The organism is Acaryochloris sp. IP29b_bin.148 (assembly GCF_028285565.1).
Taxonomy (GTDB): Bacteria; Cyanobacteriota; Cyanobacteriia; order Thermosynechococcales; family Thermosynechococcaceae; genus Acaryochloris.
Map to the genome: position 1 here is coordinate 1 of NZ_JANQOY010000002.1, position 19,157 is coordinate 19,157.

At 49.0% G+C, this 19,157-nt stretch carries 21 protein-coding genes and 2 pseudogenes; 13 read left to right on the top strand and 10 right to left on the bottom strand.

Annotation, left to right across the window (positions count from 1 at the left end):
• The 5 genes from Q0986_RS00210 to Q0986_RS00230 form a co-directional block, all read left to right on the top strand.
• Positions 1-199: hypothetical protein (locus Q0986_RS00210; protein ID WP_299402091.1), on the top strand; the 199-nt coding region annotated here is incomplete at its 5' end.
• Positions 200-254: 55 nt separating this feature from the next.
• On the top strand, positions 255-707 hold the full coding sequence (locus Q0986_RS00215) for a GNAT family N-acetyltransferase (protein ID WP_299402093.1): 453 nt from the start codon (positions 255-257) through the stop codon (positions 705-707).
• A 188-nt stretch (positions 708-895) separates the two neighbouring features.
• A complete protein-coding gene (locus Q0986_RS00220) occupies positions 896-1,135 on the top strand; it encodes a DUF2281 domain-containing protein (protein WP_299402095.1) in 240 nt (79 codons plus the stop codon).
• Between the two features lie 8 nt (positions 1,136-1,143).
• Positions 1,144-1,551, top strand: a complete 408-nt coding sequence (locus tag Q0986_RS00225) for a PIN domain-containing protein (RefSeq protein WP_299402097.1) — start codon at positions 1,144-1,146, stop codon at positions 1,549-1,551.
• 157 nt (positions 1,552-1,708) lie between these two features.
• Complete coding sequence (locus Q0986_RS00230) at positions 1,709-2,017, top strand: antibiotic biosynthesis monooxygenase family protein (RefSeq protein WP_299402099.1); 309 nt, start codon at positions 1,709-1,711, stop codon at positions 2,015-2,017.
• A 27-nt stretch (positions 2,018-2,044) separates the two neighbouring features.
• Here the strand turns inward: Q0986_RS00230 and Q0986_RS00235 are convergent, their stop codons facing one another.
• Positions 2,045-2,824: a phosphonate ABC transporter ATP-binding protein gene (locus Q0986_RS00235; RefSeq protein ID WP_299402101.1), complete on the bottom strand. Its 780-nt coding sequence runs from the start codon at positions 2,822-2,824 to the stop codon at positions 2,045-2,047.
• Positions 2,778-3,671, bottom strand: a complete 894-nt coding sequence (locus Q0986_RS00240) for a putative selenate ABC transporter substrate-binding protein (protein WP_299402103.1) — start codon at positions 3,669-3,671, stop codon at positions 2,778-2,780. The genes Q0986_RS00235 and Q0986_RS00240 overlap by 47 nt, the downstream gene beginning before the upstream one ends.
• 462 nt (positions 3,672-4,133) lie before the next feature.
• Between Q0986_RS00240 and Q0986_RS00245 the strand changes: the two genes are divergently transcribed.
• Together Q0986_RS00245 and Q0986_RS00250 are read left to right on the top strand one after the other, a co-directional pair.
• Positions 4,134-5,636, top strand: a complete 1,503-nt coding sequence (locus tag Q0986_RS00245; RefSeq protein WP_299402106.1) for a SulP family inorganic anion transporter — start codon at positions 4,134-4,136, stop codon at positions 5,634-5,636.
• A 39-nt stretch (positions 5,637-5,675) separates the two neighbouring features.
• The gene (locus Q0986_RS00250) at positions 5,676-6,539 is read left to right on the top strand and encodes a universal stress protein (RefSeq protein WP_299402108.1); all 864 of its coding nucleotides are present in this window, start codon (positions 5,676-5,678) and stop codon (positions 6,537-6,539) included.
• 163 nt (positions 6,540-6,702) lie between these two features.
• Here Q0986_RS00250 and Q0986_RS00255 read toward each other — a convergent pair whose 3' ends face one another.
• Complete coding sequence (locus tag Q0986_RS00255; RefSeq protein ID WP_299402110.1) at positions 6,703-7,410, bottom strand: SMI1/KNR4 family protein; 708 nt, start codon at positions 7,408-7,410, stop codon at positions 6,703-6,705.
• 71 nt (positions 7,411-7,481) lie between these two features.
• Here Q0986_RS00255 and Q0986_RS00260 point away from each other — a divergent pair, with 71 nt between their 5' ends.
• Complete coding sequence (locus tag Q0986_RS00260; RefSeq protein WP_299402118.1) at positions 7,482-7,748, top strand: SDR family oxidoreductase; 267 nt, start codon at positions 7,482-7,484, stop codon at positions 7,746-7,748.
• Between the two features lie 153 nt (positions 7,749-7,901).
• Here the strand turns inward: Q0986_RS00260 and katG are convergent, their stop codons facing one another.
• Entirely contained in the window at positions 7,902-10,100 is a 2,199-nt protein-coding gene (katG, locus tag Q0986_RS00265; protein WP_299402123.1) for a catalase/peroxidase HPI, read from the bottom strand.
• A 394-nt stretch (positions 10,101-10,494) separates the two neighbouring features.
• On the opposite strand from katG, the gene Q0986_RS00270 reads away from it, so the two are divergent.
• Positions 10,495-10,920 carry a Fur family transcriptional regulator gene (locus Q0986_RS00270; protein ID WP_299402125.1) on the top strand — a complete coding sequence of 142 codons (426 nt, stop codon included), beginning with the start codon at positions 10,495-10,497 and terminating at the stop codon, positions 10,918-10,920.
• A gap of 80 nt (positions 10,921-11,000) precedes the next feature.
• Here Q0986_RS00270 and Q0986_RS00275 read toward each other — a convergent pair whose 3' ends face one another.
• Together Q0986_RS00275 and Q0986_RS00280 are read right to left on the bottom strand one after the other, a co-directional pair.
• Positions 11,001-11,837, bottom strand: a complete 837-nt coding sequence (locus Q0986_RS00275) for a GNAT family N-acetyltransferase (RefSeq protein WP_299402128.1) — start codon at positions 11,835-11,837, stop codon at positions 11,001-11,003.
• A gap of 13 nt (positions 11,838-11,850) precedes the next feature.
• Positions 11,851-12,303 (bottom strand): NADAR family protein, encoded by a 453-nt coding sequence (locus Q0986_RS00280; protein ID WP_299402130.1) that lies wholly within the window; start codon positions 12,301-12,303, stop codon positions 11,851-11,853.
• Between the two features lie 702 nt (positions 12,304-13,005).
• Here Q0986_RS00280 and Q0986_RS00285 point away from each other — a divergent pair.
• From Q0986_RS00285 to Q0986_RS00295, 3 genes are all read left to right on the top strand, one after another.
• Entirely contained in the window at positions 13,006-13,686 is a 681-nt protein-coding gene (locus Q0986_RS00285) for a diguanylate cyclase (RefSeq protein WP_299402132.1), read from the top strand.
• 144 nt (positions 13,687-13,830) lie between these two features.
• The gene (locus Q0986_RS00290; protein WP_299402135.1) at positions 13,831-14,088 is read left to right on the top strand and encodes a hypothetical protein; all 258 of its coding nucleotides are present in this window, start codon (positions 13,831-13,833) and stop codon (positions 14,086-14,088) included.
• Positions 14,085-14,510, top strand: coding sequence for a PIN domain-containing protein (locus Q0986_RS00295; protein ID WP_299402137.1), 426 nt, complete (start codon positions 14,085-14,087; stop codon positions 14,508-14,510). Before Q0986_RS00290 ends, Q0986_RS00295 begins: the two co-directional genes overlap by 4 nt.
• An 85-nt stretch (positions 14,511-14,595) precedes the next feature.
• Here Q0986_RS00295 and Q0986_RS00300 read toward each other — a convergent pair.
• Positions 14,596-14,799 (bottom strand): annotated as a pseudogene (locus tag Q0986_RS00300) (type II toxin-antitoxin system RelE/ParE family toxin); the annotation flags it as partial.
• 68 nt (positions 14,800-14,867) lie between these two features.
• Positions 14,868-15,122: a type II toxin-antitoxin system ParD family antitoxin gene (locus Q0986_RS00305; RefSeq protein WP_299402139.1), complete on the bottom strand. Its 255-nt coding sequence runs from the start codon at positions 15,120-15,122 to the stop codon at positions 14,868-14,870.
• A 90-nt stretch (positions 15,123-15,212) separates the two neighbouring features.
• Between Q0986_RS00305 and Q0986_RS22800 the strand changes: the two are divergent.
• Positions 15,213-15,365, top strand: a pseudogene (locus Q0986_RS22800) (hypothetical protein); the annotation flags it as partial.
• Positions 15,366-15,407: 42 nt separating this feature from the next.
• Here the strand turns inward: Q0986_RS22800 and Q0986_RS00310 are convergent.
• Both Q0986_RS00310 and Q0986_RS00315 read right to left on the bottom strand, forming a co-directional pair.
• Positions 15,408-15,983 (bottom strand): Uma2 family endonuclease, encoded by a 576-nt coding sequence (locus Q0986_RS00310; RefSeq protein ID WP_299402143.1) that lies wholly within the window; start codon positions 15,981-15,983, stop codon positions 15,408-15,410.
• 107 nt (positions 15,984-16,090) lie between these two features.
• Positions 16,091-19,157: magnesium chelatase subunit H (locus Q0986_RS00315; RefSeq protein WP_299402141.1), on the bottom strand; the 3,067-nt coding region annotated here is incomplete at its 5' end.

Genomic DNA, 19,157 nt, shown 5'->3' on the forward strand with positions numbered 1-19,157 from the left:
TACCTGGGCAGATGACCTAAATCATCCGAATGTTGGGCAACCAGATTTGAGTAGAAGTGGTTGCGACTTTATGGTTGTGCACAATCCATTAGCAAGCAACCCGCTACCATATAACTGGCTTGGCAGAGGTTACTCTTATCAAGTTGAGAACCTAAAAGGTTTGGGGAACCAATTGGTCTGTAGAGATTTGAATAGTTGATTGGTCTACTTGGTGAGTATATTTCGGAGCTAAAACAAGAACCAGGCCAGACACCATGAATATCCGCATTGCTCAACCGCAGGATGTCGAGACACTGTTTGAAATCCGAACTAGCGTTGTCGAAAATTATCAATCCCGAGAAGAGATTGCTGAACTGGGTATTACACCAGAGTCAGTGACCAAAATGTTAGAGACGGACTGTCGTGCATGGATTGCTGAGATGGATGATCAAGCGATTGGCTTCTCCATTGCCAGTGCCACAGAAAAAACAATATTTGGCATTTTTGTTCTTCCGGCTTTTGAAGGACGGGGAGCAGGACGGGCACTAATGCAAGTAACTGAAACTTGGTTTTGGTCCAAGGAGATGGAAGAGATTTGGTTAGTCACAGGCAATAACCCTAGTTTCAGAGCCTATGGTTTCTATCTACATCTCAATTGGATTCCCGTTGGCGTTGAATCAGATGGAGACTTCAAAGGAGAGATGAAATTTATCAAACAACGTCCGTAGAAATTTGCCCTACTCAAGGCTCGGCTCAGCTTGGTATTCGGTGACTAACTATCTCTGTCTTGGGCAAGTTGAGTGGTTCGAGATTGATTGAGTGGAATCATCGCTCTGTGGCTACTTTCCAGTACCAGTTTTTCAAACGTAAGATTTAGCCATAATAGTAGTACTACCCCGTCTATCTTCCGAGCATTATGACAGCCGCAGAAAAGCTCTACGAGCTTATTCAAGCTCTCCCAGAAAGCCAAGTCAACGAAGTTCTCAATTTTGCCGAATTCCTCCATCAAAAACAGCGCAATATCTCTCACTCGCAGACTATCCCGCCTGGGACACTTACCGGACTGCGGGGCATCGCCAAGCGTCCTGAAGCAGCTCCTAGTGATCCTGAATTGCAAGCAGAATACACAGATTACCTAACTCAAAAATATCAGTAAGCCTTCGCGTGAAAGTTCTCATCGATACCAATGTTGTTCTAGATTTACTTTTAGAACGAGATCCCTTTGTTGAGACTGCTATTGCTCTCTTCGAGCAAATTGAATTAGGCAATTTAGCGGGCTATATCGCCGCAACGACCATCACCAATATTTTCTATATCATTCGTAAAACGGAAGGTCGCGAAGTCGCCATTAATGCTGTTAATCGACTCCTAATCGGCCTCCAATTTTGTGCTGTTGATCGCCAGACCGTCAAAACTGCTCTCAGTCTTGGACTAAAAGATTTTGAAGATAGTATTCAACTTGCTTGTGCAGTTCTCAATCAACTGGATGGCATCGTTACTCGTGATCCAAAGGACTTCATTGATAGCAAGCTCCTGATTTACTCCCCCACAGAAATCTTAAATCGACTCTAGCCGAATCCTATCGCTGTTTTTGCCATCATCGAGGACATGAGCCAGTGCTTAACTGAACTGAACGGTATTCACTTTTTTAGGTCAAGGCTCAGATGACGACTTTCTACTTTGCCTGCGAACCTACAGTGGGAAGGGAGTAACATTCTAGAAAAACACTATGATCATTATTACTGGCAAGATCAAAGTTCAATCCTCCGAAGAGCTGTCTAGGGTCAAAGACGCGCTTATTCGTCGTGCCCGGAAAAGTCGTACAGACAACGGTAATATCGAATATATCTTCTCGCAGAATCTCGAAGACCCAACAGAGCTGATCCTCACAGAGAAATGGACTGACGAAACATCGCTTCAGGAACATCTCGACATTCCCGATGAAGAATTCTCTCAGCTGATTAGCTCGGCCCTGATTGAACGTATGGTCGTCACATCCAGTGAAATGACAGCGGAACGGACGCTCTTAGAACGGTAACTGGTAATCACCTGTGGGGCAATTGTTTTAACCACTTTCACAATGATAAAGCTGTTTGAGCATGGGGGGCGTTACCTTTTGGGCTGGCATGTCAAAGAGCAGTTGACCTTGCTTGAGACCGATAATGCGATCGCAATACTGCTGCGCATACTCCACCCCATGCAAACTCACTACCAATGTCTTGCCTCGCTCCCGCACGAGGCGACTCAGCAGCCGCATAATGTCATGGCTGCGTTCTGGATCCAGACTGGCAATGGGTTCGTCAGCCAGCATAATCGCTGGATCTTGTACCAAGACTCTAGCAATGGCGACTCGCTGCTGCTGGCCGCCAGAGAGACGATCGGTGCGAGCATAGAGCTTATCAGGAATGCCCACCTGGACTAGGGCGGCTTGGGCGGTCTCCACGTCCAGAGGCCACACCAAGGAAGCTGCCGCCTTCCAAAAAGGCCAACGACCCAGGTGTCCCGCATTGACATTATGGATCACTCGCAAAGAGGGCACCAAATGGAACTGCTGGTAAATGGTGCCAATTTGGCGTTGAATTCGCCGGGCAGACCGGGCCTGCCAAGGTTGGCCCATAGCCCATACTTCACCTGCTGTGGGCTGCAGGGTGCCATTCAGTAACTGTAAAAGAGTGCTTTTGCCCGCACCGCTGGAGCCAATTAACGCGACAATTTGACCGGGATAAATCGCAAAATTGACATCGGCGAGGGCAGTCACGTCCCCAAACCGATGACTGACTTGGTGGAGAGCCAGAATGCTATTTGATCTTGCCGATTTGGCGGCCAATCGCTTCAATTTGAGCATAGTTACTATTATCGGTCTTGATAAACGAACTCCCCCCAAAAAGGTCCAAAATTTCTGCTTGCTCGGGGACAGCGGGGTCAAGCTTGAGTAGGGCCGCCTGCACTTTAGGAATAAACTCAGGGCCGTAGCGTTCACTCACCTGGGGATTGATCACCCAATGATAGTCAAAATAAGACGGTGTTTCCCAAATCACCTGGACTTTCTCTAAATCCACCTTGCCTTCCGCTACTCGATCCTTCCAGACTTGGGAATTTAAGGCTCCCACTTCATAGGTGCCCGCTTCCACCACTTTAATCGTCGTATCGTGGGATCCCGAGAACCCCACATTGCCTTTCAGATCTTTAAGAGTGAGATCGACTTCCTGCATAAAGTATTGGGGCATCAGTCGCCCGGAGGTGGAGGATTCACTACCAAAGGTGAGGGTCCGACCTTTCAGGGCTTGTAGCCCGTCAACTGCTTCAAAAGGTTGAATTCCACTCGATTTATTGGCGATAAAGACACTGGTAAACTTGGCGTCAATTTCCCGCTGGGCAATCGCTTGGGCCTTGGGAACCTGCAAGCGGGCCTGAACTCCAGTCAGCCCCCCAAACCAGACCATATCTAAATCCCCTACGCGAAAAGCGGTGACCGCAGCTGCGTAATTATTAACCGGCTTATAGGTCACCGGAACTTCTAGTTCGGCTTCTAAATAAGTGGCTAACTTACTGTAAAGACGCTGGAGCTTTTCAGGGTCTTGGTCAGGAATAGCACCAGCAACAAAAGGCTGTTGCTGAGGTGTGGTACTTTCTGGCGCTGAACAAGCGACAAGCAATAGTCCCAACAGGCTAGGGAGTAAAAATCGTTTCATATCGCTGCAGTCCAAGGGCAAACAATCAATATTTGTAAGGGTACAGCAGGAAGGCAATCGCCATAAGGTTTCCTTCAATTACCTTGCCTCGCTCAAGCTACACAGATTAATTGTGATCTCCTCTCTTTTTTGCCCCTAGACACTGCTGCCGATTTGCCTTTAGATAGGCATATATTAAAAAAATGTTAAGCAAATCTACTCACCCACGATAGGTGGCCATCTCAGACACCCTCACAAATATAGGCAGATAGCTCATCTTATTCAAAGAGGGACCAAGAATCGGCCCTTTAAGCAGTTGGAGATTTTTAAGAACTAGCATCCGGCTGAGAGGGCAGTGCGTTCCCCGTCCACCCTGTCTATCGTCCTGGTTAAGAAGTTGCATCAACATCCTATTGGCAGCCAAGGCTGACCAATCTCTACCCCATTCACCCAGATTTTCATTGTCAGGCTTAAGGAGACCCCTTGAACATTCCCAATCTCAACGTCCGCTCCCTCAATTTTCGTGCTTTTAAACGGGAGTGGTTGGTTAATCCCAAGGCCGACCTACTGTCCGGGGCCGTGGTCGGACTAGCACTGATTCCTGAAGCCATCGCCTTTTCGATTATTGCTGGGGTAGATCCTAAGGTCGGGCTCTATGCCTCCTTTATCATTGCCGTGATTACCTCGTTCCTGGGCGGACGACCCGGTTCTATCTCAGCCGCCACCGGCGCTATGGCCCTATTAATGGTGGATTTAGTCAAAGAGCATGGCCTGCAATATCTGCTGGCCGCCACTTTTTTGACCGGCATTTTCCAGGTCATCTTTGGCATACTCCAACTGGGTCGCCAAATGAAATTTGTGCCCCGAGCGGTCATGATCGGCTATATCAATGCCCTAGCCGTCTTGATTTTTATGGCCCAGCTTCCCCAGCTTACAAACGTGCCTCCCACGGTTTATGTCCTTACCGTGCTGTCTTTGGGGATTATCTATATCCTGCCGCGCTTTACTAAAGCGGTACCATCGCCCCTGGTCGCCTTAGCAGTGATGACCATTGCGGCCATTGCCCTGCGTTTAGACGTGCCTACCGTAGGCGACATGGGTGAGCTACCTACAACACCGCCCCTCTTTGCCTTACCTCAAGTCCCTTTCAACCTTGAGACTTTCAATATTATCCTGCCCTATTCTCTAACCCTCGCCATTGTCGGACTGTTGGCGTCTTTCCTCACTGCCTCTTTAGTGGACGATTTGACCGACACTCCTAGCGACAAGAACCAAGAGGCCAAAGGCCAAGGGATCGCCAATATGGTGACGGCCTTCTTTGGCGGTATGGCGGGATGCGGCATGATTGGTCAGTCGGTCATTAACGTCCAGTCTGGGGGGCGAGGTCGTCTGTCTAGTCTGGCGGCGGGCATCTTTTTGCTGATGGCGATTCTGTTCTTACAGGACTGGGTGAGGCAGATGCCCATGGCCGCTCTGGTAGCAGTGATGATTATGGTGTCCATTGGTACCTTCCGCTGGTCATCTTTCACCAATATTCCTCGGGTTCCTCGCAGTGAAGTTGTGGTCATGCTGACGACGATGTTTGTAATTATCTTCACCCGCAACTTTGCCCTTGGAGTCGCCACAGGCATCGTTATGAGTACGGTGTTTTTCTCCCGCAAGATCGCCCAGTTAGTATTGGTGGATCAGGTGATGCTGGACGAGGGGGCTCACCGGGTCTATAAAGTGTCTGGGCAGATTTTCTTTCTGTCTCGGGATGAATTTATGGCCTCCTTTAACTTTGTCGAACTTGTCGAGCAGGTCACGATTGACCTGACCCATGCTCACCTCTGGGACCAAGGGGCGGTAGAAATGCTCGATAAAGCCGTTCAGAAGTTTCGTCGTCAAGGGGTCGAAGTCAATGTGGTGGGCCTGAATGAAGCCAGCTCCACTCTCCTCAATCGTCTTGCTACAGACGAGGAACTTGTTTCCAGCGACCCGTCTTAGTGCTACACCTGCCCGCCATCCTTTAGGGAAATCACCTGTATGAAAACCATTCTTCTCTGCTCCGATGGGTCTGCTTTTGCAGATGGCATTTATAAATATGGAGCCTGGTTTGCCCACCAATTTCAGGCTCAAATGAAAGTTCTGTTTGTTAGCGATATTCGCCAAAAGGTGGTTTCTACCGGCAATTTGAGCGGCAGTATTGGCCTGGGAGCATCCGAGCAGCTCTTAAACGAGTTGGTGAACTTAGAGCATGAAAAAGCTAAACTCAACAAACAACGGGCCAAGTTGATTTTGCAAAATGCAGAGCAAGTTCTCAAGGCAGAAGGCCTCAGTAACCTAGAACTGCTTAACCCCACGGGCTTTCTAGTAGACTGCTTCCATGATTTTGAGGCCGAATCTGACCTGATTGTCTTGGGTAAACGGGGAGAAGCAGCAGAGTTTGCCTCAGGTCACCTAGGGGCCAATGTCGATCGGATTGTTCGCAGCAGTGCCAAGCCTTGCCTGGTCACCCCCCAAACCTTTGCGCCGATTGAACGGCTGCTGGTGGCGTATGACGGCAGCCCCACGGGGAAGCGGGTCTTGAATTTCTTAGTGGACAGCGCCCCTGGGTTTAAGGAGCTGGAGATTCATCTACTGACGGTGGCCAAGAGAGAGTCCGATGCGGTGCGATCGCAAGAGTTAGCCGATGCCGAAGAGACTCTGCAACAGGCGGGACTGACGGTATCGACCACCCTCTCTGCAGGAGCGCCTGAAAAGGTAATAGCTGACTATATCGAACAACACCAAATCAGTCTGTTGCTGATGGGGGCCTATGGCCATCGCCGCATTCGCCACCTTGTGATCGGTAGTACCACGGTTCAGCTCTTGAGAAGTGTGCAAGTGCCAGTGCTTCTGTTCCGTTAGGTTAGCTTCTGTTTCTTGGAATTTAAATAATTCTGCGAACCAACGAGCTGCATAATTGCTGATGATGAAAAACGGAAAACTCAAAAAACGCTCGTTTTATTTGAGGAAAACTACTAATTGTCTTGGGAAGTAATCAGATTGAGCATACTATCCCATACTTTTACTAACGTACAATCGAAAATTCATACCATCCCAGTTCGTTTCCACTACTATATTTTTGGTATATTATTTTTTCTTTATTTTCTGTTAGGCTTCCATCACACAGAGACTCTGAACGTTCAGCATAAGCAAGCATCATATTTGTCAGGCTTGGCCAAAGCACCTCCATGCTTGCAATATCATCAGATATAGAGTGGTCATATATCCAAATCAAGGGAACTGTCTCTTGAAACTTTTTGCTGCCGAGCATATATAAGGTTTTGTCCTCTCCATAAGAACAGAGAGGCAATAATTCAGGGTTGAACTCTAAAAGTAGACTTCGATAAGCACTCATAGCATCAGCGAGGGTCCACAAAGGGTTCGCCATGCTGGGGAAATAACAGTAGTTATACACTGAATCCCAATTCTTATTCTTGGCATCCCCAATTGGCAGGCAGCCATTCCCAATTTGGTATAAGTCATAAATTTCTTGAGGAAGGCTAAAACGATATGGAGCAGCTAACTCTTCAATTTCGCTAAGGGTTAATTTAGGTTTGGAATTACAGTAATTGTCGACTAATTCAAGCTGTTCTTCACTTAGATCTTCAGGAATAACTCTTTTGCATGGTGGATAAGGCTCACAAGTGTAGAGAAATTCTCCAGGGATATTTGGCCAATTTCTTTGCTCTGCGATAACTGAAATTCGCTTAATTGCGTCGACAATTACTGACATTTACATGCCCTCCATGTGAGAAAACTAAGCGTCCTGACCTGAGTATTGATAATGCCCAGATTGAGATCCACTTGGCAAAGGCTGGCATACTAATATCGCGCAATATCCGCGTCAACGCCATTAGTCCGGGTGTGATTGATACCGAGATGACGGGGGAATTCGATCAGAAGATGATCGCAGCGCTCCAGAACGAAATTCCCATGCAGCGATTGGGGCAACCCAAGAAGATTGCCAAGGTGGCCTTATTTCTCGCTAGTGAGGATGCTTCATACATTACAGGAGAAGACTTGCTCGTTGACGGTGGCCGGATTCGTCTCAGTCCATGGCAAGGTCTGTAGATTTCACTGGAATGCTCACGAAGTTTTGAGTTTGCTATCTCAGCGATATGTAGCAAATACACCGGAGCATCAATACATTTACATTTAGTAGCCCTATAGGCCGGGGGCAATCTACAGGACTACCAAATCGAAATCGCGGTATTTAACCCGAGACTAAGCTAGGTCAAAGCGATCGAGGTTCATCACCTTATCCCAGGCCGCCACAAAGTCTTGGACAAAGCGTTGCTGCGAGTCTTCGCATCCATAGACCTCTGCCAAGGCTCGGAGTTGAGAGTTGGAACCAAAAATCAAATCCACACGGGTTCCAGTCCACTTGAGGGCACCGGTTTTGCGATCGCGTCCTTCAAACACCTCTTCAGCTTCCGACGTCGCCGCCCAAGTCACGCCCATATCCAGCAGGTTCAAGAAGAAATCATTCGTGAGACTTTCAGGTCGGTGGGTAAACACACCATGCTGGGCCTGACCCACATTGGCATTCAACACCCGCAGACCACCGACCAGTACTGTCATTTCAGGTGCCGTTAACGTCAACAGCTGAGCCTTATCCACCAGCAGTTCTTCTGCAGAAACAGGATAGCGGCCTTTGAGGTAATTGCGGAACCCATCTGCTCTGGGTTCCAGCACGGCAAAGGAAGTCACATCGGTTTGGGCCTGCGTTGCATCCGTGCGTCCAGGCTTAAAAGGAACTTTGATGTCGTACCAACCGGCATTTTTTGCTGCTTGCTCAACCCCCGCACAGCCCCCGAGGACAATCAGGTCTGCTAGAGATACTTGCTTGCCCCCAATCTGAGCATGGTTGAAGGTGGTTTGAATGGCCTCCAACGTCTGGAGCACCGTGGCCAATTGAGCCGGTTGATTGACTTCCCAATCCCTCTGGGGGGCCAGACGAATCCGGGCACCGTTCGCCCCACCCCGCTTATCCGAGTCCCGATAAGTCGCAGCCGAAGCCCAAGCGGTGGACACCAGTTGAGACACCGTTAGATTCGTCGCCAGAATTTGGCTCTTCAAAGTAGCGATATCCTGCTCATTAATTAGCTCATGATCAACCGCAGGCACTGGATCTTGCCAAATCAGTTCTTCCTCCGGCACCTCCGGCCCCAAATAGCGGGAGCGAGGTCCCATATCCCGATGGGTCAACTTAAACCAGGCTCTCGCAAAGGCATCCGCAAACTGGTCTGGGTTATCGAGGAATCGCCGGGAAATGGGACTATAGGTGGGGTCCATCCGCATCGCCATATCGGCGGTGGTCATAATCGGCGCATGGCGTCGGGATGGATCGTGGGCATCCGGCACGGTATTCGCACCTGCGCCCCCTTGGGGCACCCACTGATTGGCCCCGGCAGGACTTTTGGTGAGTTCCCACTCATAGCCGAATAAATTTTCAAAATAGTTGTTGTCCCATTGGGTGGGATTGGTCGTCCAGGCCCCTTCGATGCCGCTGGTGATCGCATGAACGCCTTTGCCCGTGCCAAAACTGCTCTTCCAACCCAGACCTTGATCCACAATACTAGCGCCTTCCGGTTCCGGGCCAACGTGAGCATCATCCCCAGCGCCATGACATTTACCAAAGGTATGTCCGCCTGCTGTTAGGGCCACCGTCTCTTCATCGTTCATGGCCATGCGCCCGAAGGTTTCGCGAATATCTCGGCCTGAAGCCACCGGATCAGGATGACCATTGGGGCCTTCTGGATTCACATAGATCAGCCCCATCTGCACTGCACCTAAGTGAGCCTCGAGGTCCCGGTCTCCGGTGTAGCGCTGGTCACCCAGCCATTCTGTTTCAGCCCCCCAGTAGGTGTCTTCTTCCGGTTCCCAAATATCTTCGCGGCCCCCAGCGAAACCAAAGGTTTTAAATCCCATAGATTCCAGAGCGCAGTTACCCGCCAGGATCATCAGGTCCGCCCAAGAGATTTTAGCGCCATATTTTTGCTTGATCGGCCATAGCAACATGCGGGCTTTGTCGAGGTTGGCATTATCAGGCCAACTATTGATCGGAGCAAACCGTTGGTTGCCCGTCCCTGCTCCTCCACGACCATCACCAATCCGATAGGTGCCAGCACTGTGCCAGGCCATGCGAATAAAGAGGGGGCCATAGTGACCATAGTCAGCAGGCCACCAGTCCTGAGAGCTTTTCATCAAGTCGAAAATATCTTGCTTAACGGCAGCTAAGTCAAGACTTTTGAAGGCTTCAGCGTAGTTGAACGCCTTGTCCATCGGATTGGACTTGGGAGAATGCTGCCTGAGAATTTGTAGGTTTAACTGATTCGGCCACCAATCCCGGTTGGCGGTGCCACTACCGGCAGTGAACTTCAAGGCTCCGCCCGAAAAGGGGCACTTGGATGCACTACTCATAGACTCTTCTCCTGTCAGTTGTGATGAGTTTGTTGGAATAGATTTCAGATTTTGCAAACGAACAGCATTCCCCTCAGATAGATGGGGATTGCCAGTCCCAAAAGCCTTACTCAAAAAGGTTTTGAGGTTTGAAAGCCGTATTAGTACGCGTTTCATACTAGCCATACTGACCGCTCCATTGGCTTGCAAATTCTTGCAGATGTATCGATCAATCCCCGTGCTTACCTCAGAATAATTCTGTTTTAAGAATAAAACAATGAGAATAATTACTTAGTTATATGAGTAAATCCTAAAAATGGACGACTCGTATCTAAGAGTGCTAGTTTAGAAATTAAGGTCGCTGAAAACCAGATGTCCCCAACCGTGGGAGGTTGGCCTATTGGAGGAGGTATACATGCAACAACAAGCGGATAGTATTATCCAAACCCTAAAGGCCAAAGGGGTAAGAGTAACCCCCCAGCGCTTTGCCGTCTATGCAGATTTACTGGCCCGTTCTGATCATCCCACTGCAGAACAACTCTTGAGCGATTTAAATCAAAATGCGCCAACTTCTTCCCAGGCCACGATCTATAAAACCCTTCAGGCCCTGAGAGATGTGGGATTAGTACGAGAGGTGCTCTTGGAGGAAGGTGTCTGTCGCTATGATGCCAATATTGGCCTCCACCACCATTTTCGATGTCAGGCTTGCGGTGAAGTCGAAGATATTCCCTGGGAGCAGTTCCAGGCACCCAATTTTCAGGGATTGCGTTCAGAGCTGCAGGTGAAAAGCTATGAGATCACCGTGCATGGCTATTGCGAATGCTGTCACACCGATGAATAGGCTATCTACCCATTCAGACTGCCATTCAGAACCCAACCTATTGAAAAACCTATTAAAAGCCAAGGCTCTCAAACAGCTCGTTAGGCAAAACGATAGTCATACCAGTCACAAACGGCTTCATACCCAATGGTGTGATAGATATGGTTAGACGTCGGATTCGTAATATCGGTAAATAGGCAGCAACGCTGGGCACCGCGATCGAGCAACATCTGACTCACGGCTGCAACACAGGTTGTCGCATACCCCCGTCGCCGAAATTCTGGGGGCGTATAGACGGGGCCAATGCGGCCTCCTCCTGGTTGAGACACCCGCCCTACCACCATCGAGACGAGTTTGCGATCGCACCATACATACAAGTTCTGGTGTTTAATCTGTAAATCCAGAATCCGTTCAATATCCGTTTCCAGGGCATCAAAGGTTTCCAAAGAGAACGCCTCTGACCATTGCAACAGCTGTTTGCGATCGCGTTTCGTTGCCACCCGCAAATAGCCCTGGGCAGTTCCTGGGCCGCGCACTTGAGTCAACTGGTGAATTCGCAGGTGCATTTTTAAGGTACTTGAGTGTCCAGTCAGGGTTTTCCAGACCTGAGAAAAGGTCTGAGCCTCTCCCACAAAGCTATTGATACCGGATAAAGATGTCGACGCGCGGTGGAAATAGTCCGCAATGATATCTAAAGCGTCTAAATCCTGTACCCTCGACAGCACAAAATTATAAGGAGGGGTTCGAGTCCCCACAGCTTGAATCTCGCCCGCTAATTCCACCAACAATAAATCAGGAGGAGTAGAAAACGCTTCTGGCACCCGCATCAGAGCACTTTGGATACCTAGTAGAAGATTATGTTCAGCCGGATGACGGAGAAGGTAAGACTGGGTGCGATCGCAAAACGCAGCAGCGTCTTCAAACCGAACTAATTTCATGAACTCACTCAACTTATGCACGGCTATTGTGCGATCGCAATGCTTCTCGCACTTCCATCAAGATTTTTCCCAGCATATTTTTTCCAGCCCCAGTCTGACCACAGCCCCAGTAATAATCACTAGGGGCATTTTCCACTAACTCCTCATCTCTAGTTGACAGCAAAGTTTCGCGGATGTCCGCATGGGTCTCAAATTTGCAGCGTACCCCTTTGCGCATCACATTATCTTTGACTTGTTCCCAGTCTGACCGCAAAGGGCGAGTTCGTTGCCGCCCTAAACGAGCCGCATCTTTGGGCAATTTTACCTGCCGGATTTGGTCTGCATGAGGAGTGCCTACAAATTTTTGTGCTTGGAAATAATGTTCACTGGTGGGCCACCAAACACCATCCAGCGTAAACCCATGAGCGGAAAAATTCGAGAAGCAGCCGTACGGCTTTTCTCTATTAGAATAGAAATAAATTGTCATATTTGCCACCTCAATTATCCGGCTATTTTTGACACTCAAAAACCTTGAAAAGATTCGGCCAGCCGCATCTCCAGCTGGAGCAAAAATGCTGGATGTAGTGTTTTTCAGCCAACTTCTATACGATTCAAGTTGATCAGAGAATCCAGAATCAATACATCACTTTAGTAATGCATTCATCGTTTCAGGTAAGCGTGCCTAACGATTAGAGTTGAATGCTCTCCAAGCTTGCTGGGCATCATGGGTCGATCAAGTTTTTGGGTGACTGAATCGCATTTTATTTTTAATCAATAAAAATAAAACCTTAAATTATTGTAGTATATAAATCACATTATAATACATTGCTAAAATACTGGCACTCGTAGGCTTTAAGTTGCAGTATTTTTTATAGCAAAGGATAAATAGCCAGTCATCAAAAATTTTTGTCACAACCCTGATCAAGATAAATCTATCCTTGCGCTAAGATAGATTTGCATTTTTAGATGAAATATCTCATCTGGACTAAAACTATCCATTTTCTATTGATTGAAGTACGCACAGAATCGGTTCTTCCTTAATGTGCTAGTACATGTTGGCTGATAGCCAAACATTCAGGGGGACAGATCAAGGGTACTAGGAACTCTCAAACAAAGTTGCTAATGACTCACAATTTGGATGATGAGGTAGTTGTTAAGTCAGCTTCTTCAAGAGCTACGGAGTGTTAGTGTGTCTTTCATACCGCCTTTCTTTTCTGATGATCTGTCCGAACCAACAGAGTTAGTCGATCCATCAGCACAACCCAAAAGTTCGTTCATCAATCACTTTGCCCATCAGCTGCGGCGGCGATTGCAACCCATAGGTCTCTATCAGCGCATTGGGTTCTTCTGGATGCATCAAAACCTGTCTCAAGTTGCACTTCGATCTCACTTTGAAACACGATTAGAAAAAGAGTGGCAACGGCTAAGGCAAGAAAGACAACCGCTCTCCCTGTTTTTATGTGAAGTGGATGACTTTGCGAATATTCGGCGTCAGTATGGTGATTTGGCGTGCAACACCTACGTGAGCCAAGTCGTTAAGATTCTCCATGCCAATCTTGAGCGATCGTCTAAAGGGATGCTGGCCCGCTATCAAGGTGATACCTTTGCTGTGCTACTACCCAAAAACTCTCTGGATGAAGCAGCCTGTATTGCCAAAAAGATTCGCCTCAGAGTCAAGGCGCTGAATGATAGCCCTATATTGCCTCAATCTACTCCTGATTGCAGGATTACCCTGAGTCTTGGTATTGCTACCATTGTGCCAACCCCGAAATTAGCCCCCGAAAATTTAATCGCTGCAGCAGAACAGTCTCTGCGTCAAGCTCAACGAGCTGGCGGCAACCGCATCGTTCTCCAAGAAGGCAGCCGATAGGTCTGACTTCACTGACAAACAACGATGGAAAGGACTCTCGGAACTAAGGTCTCACTGAAGCTTGGACAACAGTTCCACCACAAAATCGGGACAGAATTACACTCGCTGCTATACTTGTCATACAAGTAGTACAAAGGCTATTCTATGCTAACTGTTAGGCTCAATGAAGAAACCGAACAACAGCTTGCAGAGTTATTAGCTCACGAGAAGGATGCCAATCGCAGTGAATTGATTAAGCGACTCATTCGCGAGCGCTGGCTAAGTTTGCAACTAGGCAAGACAGTTGCAGAGCGACGAGGAGGGCACCCAAAATATCCCCTAACTGATGCACCACCTGACCGCTCAGAGCGTGAAAATCGAAAGCAGGCAATCGCAAATCACTTACAAAAGCGTCACTCGTGACCTACCACCCTATCATTTTGGTCGATAGTGGAATTCTGTTTGCTTACTACAGTGCGAACGATCAGCACCATGCCGCTGTCTGTTCATTTTTTGAGACCTGTACCAGTCGTTTACTCACAACACCTAGCTGTATGACTGAGGTGATGTGGCTCCTTAGTTCTCAGTGGCAAACGCAAAATGAATTCCTGTTGGATGTCGCCCAAGAAATTTATGAATGTGCAGAGTTACTGCCTCAAGACTTCTGCCGGATTGCTGAGCTGAATGCTCAGTATGCTGACCTACCGGGTGATTTTGCCGATCTGACGCTTGTGGCGATTGCTGAGCGTATGGATATTTCGGCAATTGCAACGCTAGATAGTGATTTTGATGTATACCGACGATATCGGAAGCAACCGTTTGCTCGTGTATTGCGGCCAGAGTAGTTTACAAAGACTGGTTGGCACTGGCGAGCGTAGGTTTAAGGTTTACGATGCATGTTGTCATTGCATAACCCACCTTGTGACCCAGTTAGAATAAGTCTTCCAAGTCACGGTAACCGCTGAGAACACGGGCAATATCAATACTGTCAGGTCTGGAGTAGTAGAAGACGATGTAGTTGCCGACACTGAAGCCGCGTAGATTTTTGGATAAGCGATCGTAGGGCTTACCCATGTTCGGGTATTGGGCCACTTGCCGACATTTGCTGCGGATGGCATCGCAAAGCTTGCTGGCTGCGGCGGGATTCTAGTTACAGATATCATCTAGATCTTGAACAGCTTTTTCTGAGAGGGAGTAGCTGTTCATACCTCGGGGTAAGACATTTGGCTGATTTTGGCTTGGAGTCTGTCGAAGGTAGCTTCGCCATCAACGACTTTGCCCTGCTGGATTTGCTCGGTGCCAATCTTGATTTGTTGATGCAGGGCTTCTAATCGCTGTTCTTGCTCAGAAAGGAGGGCGAGGGCGGTGCTAATCAGCTCATCGACGTTGCTGAAGCGTCCTTTATCAAGCTGTTGTTGAACAAATTGTTCTTGTTCGGGCTTTAAGTCAACATTCATAAGAGGGCTTGAGGGAAAGAACTAACCGATAGATAACTGGTGGTAGTTCCATTCTAATCAGTTGTTTACGACCATCCTTACAGTGAGAATGATTTGTGGATTGCGGTTGTGGCGCTCCAGCATCAGCTCACGCTACTCACGAAAGATAAAGACTTTCTAAGTATTCAAGCAGTGCAACCTTTGACCTTGACTCTTGGGTTTAATGACATACTGATTACGCTAAGGTACAGGTATAGGCTGTAGGAGCGGTTACTAATCGTAGTATCGCAACCCCAAAATGCCACGTTACCAAATAGAGCCAAGATTGAGCCTAAACCCTGGAAGCACTGGCTCTCCAGCAACTGACTGAGGTGCATCCAACACTTCAACTGTCTGCCCTGGTCGGTAAATTTCTACCTGCTGCTCTTTGCGATTGATTAACCAGCCCAGTTGAGTGCCATTATCGATATACTCCTGCATCTTGGCTTGGGTGGTCTGTAAGCGATCACTAGGCGATAAAATCTCCACTACGAAATCAGGACACAGCGGTACAAACCGATCCTGTTGCTCCGTTGTTAATGCATCCCAGCGTTCCTGACGAACCCAAGCTGCATCGGGTGACCGATCTGCACCATTGGGTAGCTTAAATCCTGTCGATGAATCGAAAATGAGACCCATCCCATCCTGATCAGCCCAGTTGCAGAGCTGCTGGTTCAAGCGGCTGTTGCGGTTCCCTGTGGTTCCACCTGTGGGGGGCATAATAATCAGCTCTCCAGCGGCACTCCGCTCAAATTTTAGATCCCGGTTCGCAACGCAAATCTGCCAAAACTGTTCGTCTGTCAACTCAAGCGCTGGTTTTAGATTCACCGTATAAGTCGTCATGGGTTGCCCTCGAGCAGGAGGAGGAAAGAGCATCTATAACCCCCATTCTAAAAGCAGCCCCCCACCACTTGGCAGGGCGCTGACTCAAAACTCAATCAAAGCGGGATTTACTCGACCCCTTCAATTTTGTCTTCCACTTCCTGATAGAGATCACGGAGCATTTGCAGGTTCTCTTCACTGGTTTCCCAGTAACCTCGGCCATTCACTTCTAGCAATGTGCTCACCACCTTGCGGAAAGAGTGGGGGTTGAGATTCTTAAGACGGTTGCGCATCTCTTCATCTTCGATAAAGGTAGTGTTCACATCCTCATATACCCAGTTGTCCACCGCGCCCGCCGTGGCCGACCAGCCCATCGTATTCACTAGACGCTTAGACAGCTCCCGTACCCCTTCATAGCCATGGCTCAACATGCCCTCGTACCACTTGGGGTTGAGCAGTTTAGTGCGAGCATCCAAACGGACGGTTTCTGACAGGGTGCGCACCTGGGCATTAGCCGTTGTGGTGTCAGCAACGTAGGCATTGGGTTTTTTCTTGTCATCCCGCAGACTAGAGACCACCTTGGTGGGATCAGAGTCAAAATAGTGGCTGACATCCGTGAGGCTAATCTCAGAGGAGTCGAGGTTCTGGAAGGTGGCATCTACTGTCTTTAGAGAAGCTTCCAAAATTTCTCGGGACTGCTCCATATCGCCAGGGGAGTCAGCAGAGAAGGCAAAAGACTTGCGCTTTAGGTACATCTCTTGTAGTTCCGCTTCCTCATCCCAAGTGCTGTTTTCCACTGCCAAGTTGACGTTAGCAGCGTAGGATCCAGAGGCGTTGGAAAAGATGCGGGTGGCTGCTTGCCGGAGATTGATACCCATCTCTTCGGCTTGCTTAAGGGCATGCTTACGGACAAAGTTCATCTCTAATGGCTCATCCGCTTCGGCAGCCATCTTCACGGCTTGGTCTAACAGGGCCATCTGATTAATAAACAGATCGCGGAACACCCCTGAGCAGTTCACCACCACGTCCACGCGGGGATGTCCTAGTTCTTCTAAGGGAATTAGTTCTAGCTTATTCACCCGGCCTAAGGAATCAGGTAGGGGCTTCACACCCACAAACCACATCACTTGAGCTAAGGACTCCCCATAGGTCTTGATATTGTCCGTTCCCCAGAGGACGAGGGCAATGGATTCCGGCCATTCGCCATTATTTTCTTGCTTCTGGCGATCTAGGAGTCGGTCAACCACGACTTTGGCAGATTGCACCGCCGCTTCCGTGGGAATGGACTGAGGATCGAGGGCATGGATATTTTTGCCGGTGGGTAGCACATCTGGATTGCGAATGGGGTCGCCACCAGGGCCAGGCAGTACATATTCACCTTCTAATGCCTGGAGTAAGGCACCTAGCTCATTATCCGCCACTACTTGATTAAGACAGAACTCAAGATATTCCACTAAGGGGGTTAGGGCTTCTTGATCCACCTCAGGGAAACCCGCTTCATTAAGGGCTTTTACCCAGGGCTCTTCTTGGCGACCGAAGTTAAATAGGTTCAAAGGCGAAACCTTGGAGACGCGGCCTTCTTCATCGATCTGAGTATGGACGATGGCTGCAACGGCGGCTCGGGTGGTTTCATTAATGGTATTGAGCAGATCCACGTCTTCAAGGACACCGCGATCGCTATTGCGGAAGATCTCATCCAGATCGCGATTGATGCTGTTGGCAATCAGCCGAGGGAGACCCAGAATGTTGTCCTCACCCCGATCGAGACTAGCGATATTGACGAGGGTGGCGATGGCTTCCTCTGCGGTGGGGGGCTTCCCAATTACATGCAAACCGCAGGGTAAGAGCCGAGACTCAATCTCCATCAGCTTGATATACACGCGACCGACGATGGTGTCGCGCTCTTCCTGAGTCATATCTTTGGCATCTTGCTCAGGCAAGTCAATATCCTGATCCAAGTTCACCAAGCGGGCCTTGTCCATAATCGTATCGACGATGGGAACGCCCCGACCGCTTTCTTTCAGGGTCTGATAGGAACCAATCAGTTCACTCAGCTCCTTGAGACCTTTATAGAGACCTGCATTTTCAGCCGGAGGAGTCAGGTAGCTAATGGTGTTGGCATAGCTACGACGTTTGGCAATCGTGGCCTCGGAGGGGTTGTTGGCGGCGTAGTAATAGAGGTTGGGAATGCTGCCAATCAGCGTATCGGGGTAGCAGTCGTTGGACATGCCGATCTGCTTGCCCGGCATAAACTCTAGGGAACCGTGGGTGCCGAAGTGAAGGACAGCATCTGCTTTGAAGATCTTTTCGAGATAGCTATAGTAGGCAGCGAATCCATGGTGGGGACTGGCGGAGCGAGAGAATAGCAGCCGCATGGGGTCACCTTCGTAACCAAAGGTGGGCTGTACCCCAATAAATAGGTTGCCATAGGTTTTGCCGAAGACCAGCAGGTTCTGGCCATCGCTATTGAGGTTGCCAGGAGGGGGACCCCAGGATTCTTCTAATCGTTTTGAGTAGGGGGTCAGAGATTCATATTCTTGCACCGACATCCGGTGGGCAATATTGAGTTCCGGGCTGTTGTACTGGGCCTGGGCATCGTGGAGAATCTCTAGCATCAAGGCTTCTGCATCTTCAGGCATATCCTCGATGGTGTAGCCATCCTTTTTCAGGGATTCCATTACCTTATAGATGGAGCCAAACACATCCAAGTAGGCGGCGGTGCCCACATTGCCCTTGTCAGGGGGAAAGCTAAAGACGGTAATCGCTAGCTTTTTCTCTAGCTTTGTTTTGCGGCGCAGAGAAGCCCATTTCATGGCCCGCTGGGCCACCATTTCGATCCGGTCTTGGAGTGCGATCGCACGCCCAGTAACACCATCTCGGCCCGACAAAATAATCGGTTCAATCGCCCCATCTAATTCAGGAATGGCAATTTGCAGAGCGGCTTGAATCGGGTGCAAGCCTAAATCACTCTCCTCCCATTCTTCTGTGGTTTGGAAGACTAGGGGCAAGGCCACCATATAAGGACGGTTCAGCTTCTTCAGGGATTCCACCGCCTTGGGGTGATCTTGGCGGGCAGGACCACCCACTAGGGCAAAGCCAGTTAGAGAAACAACGGCATCGACTAAGGCTTTGTCTCCACCAGGGGTTTCATAGAAAAATTCTTCAACGGGCTTAGAAAAGTCCAAGCCACTAGCA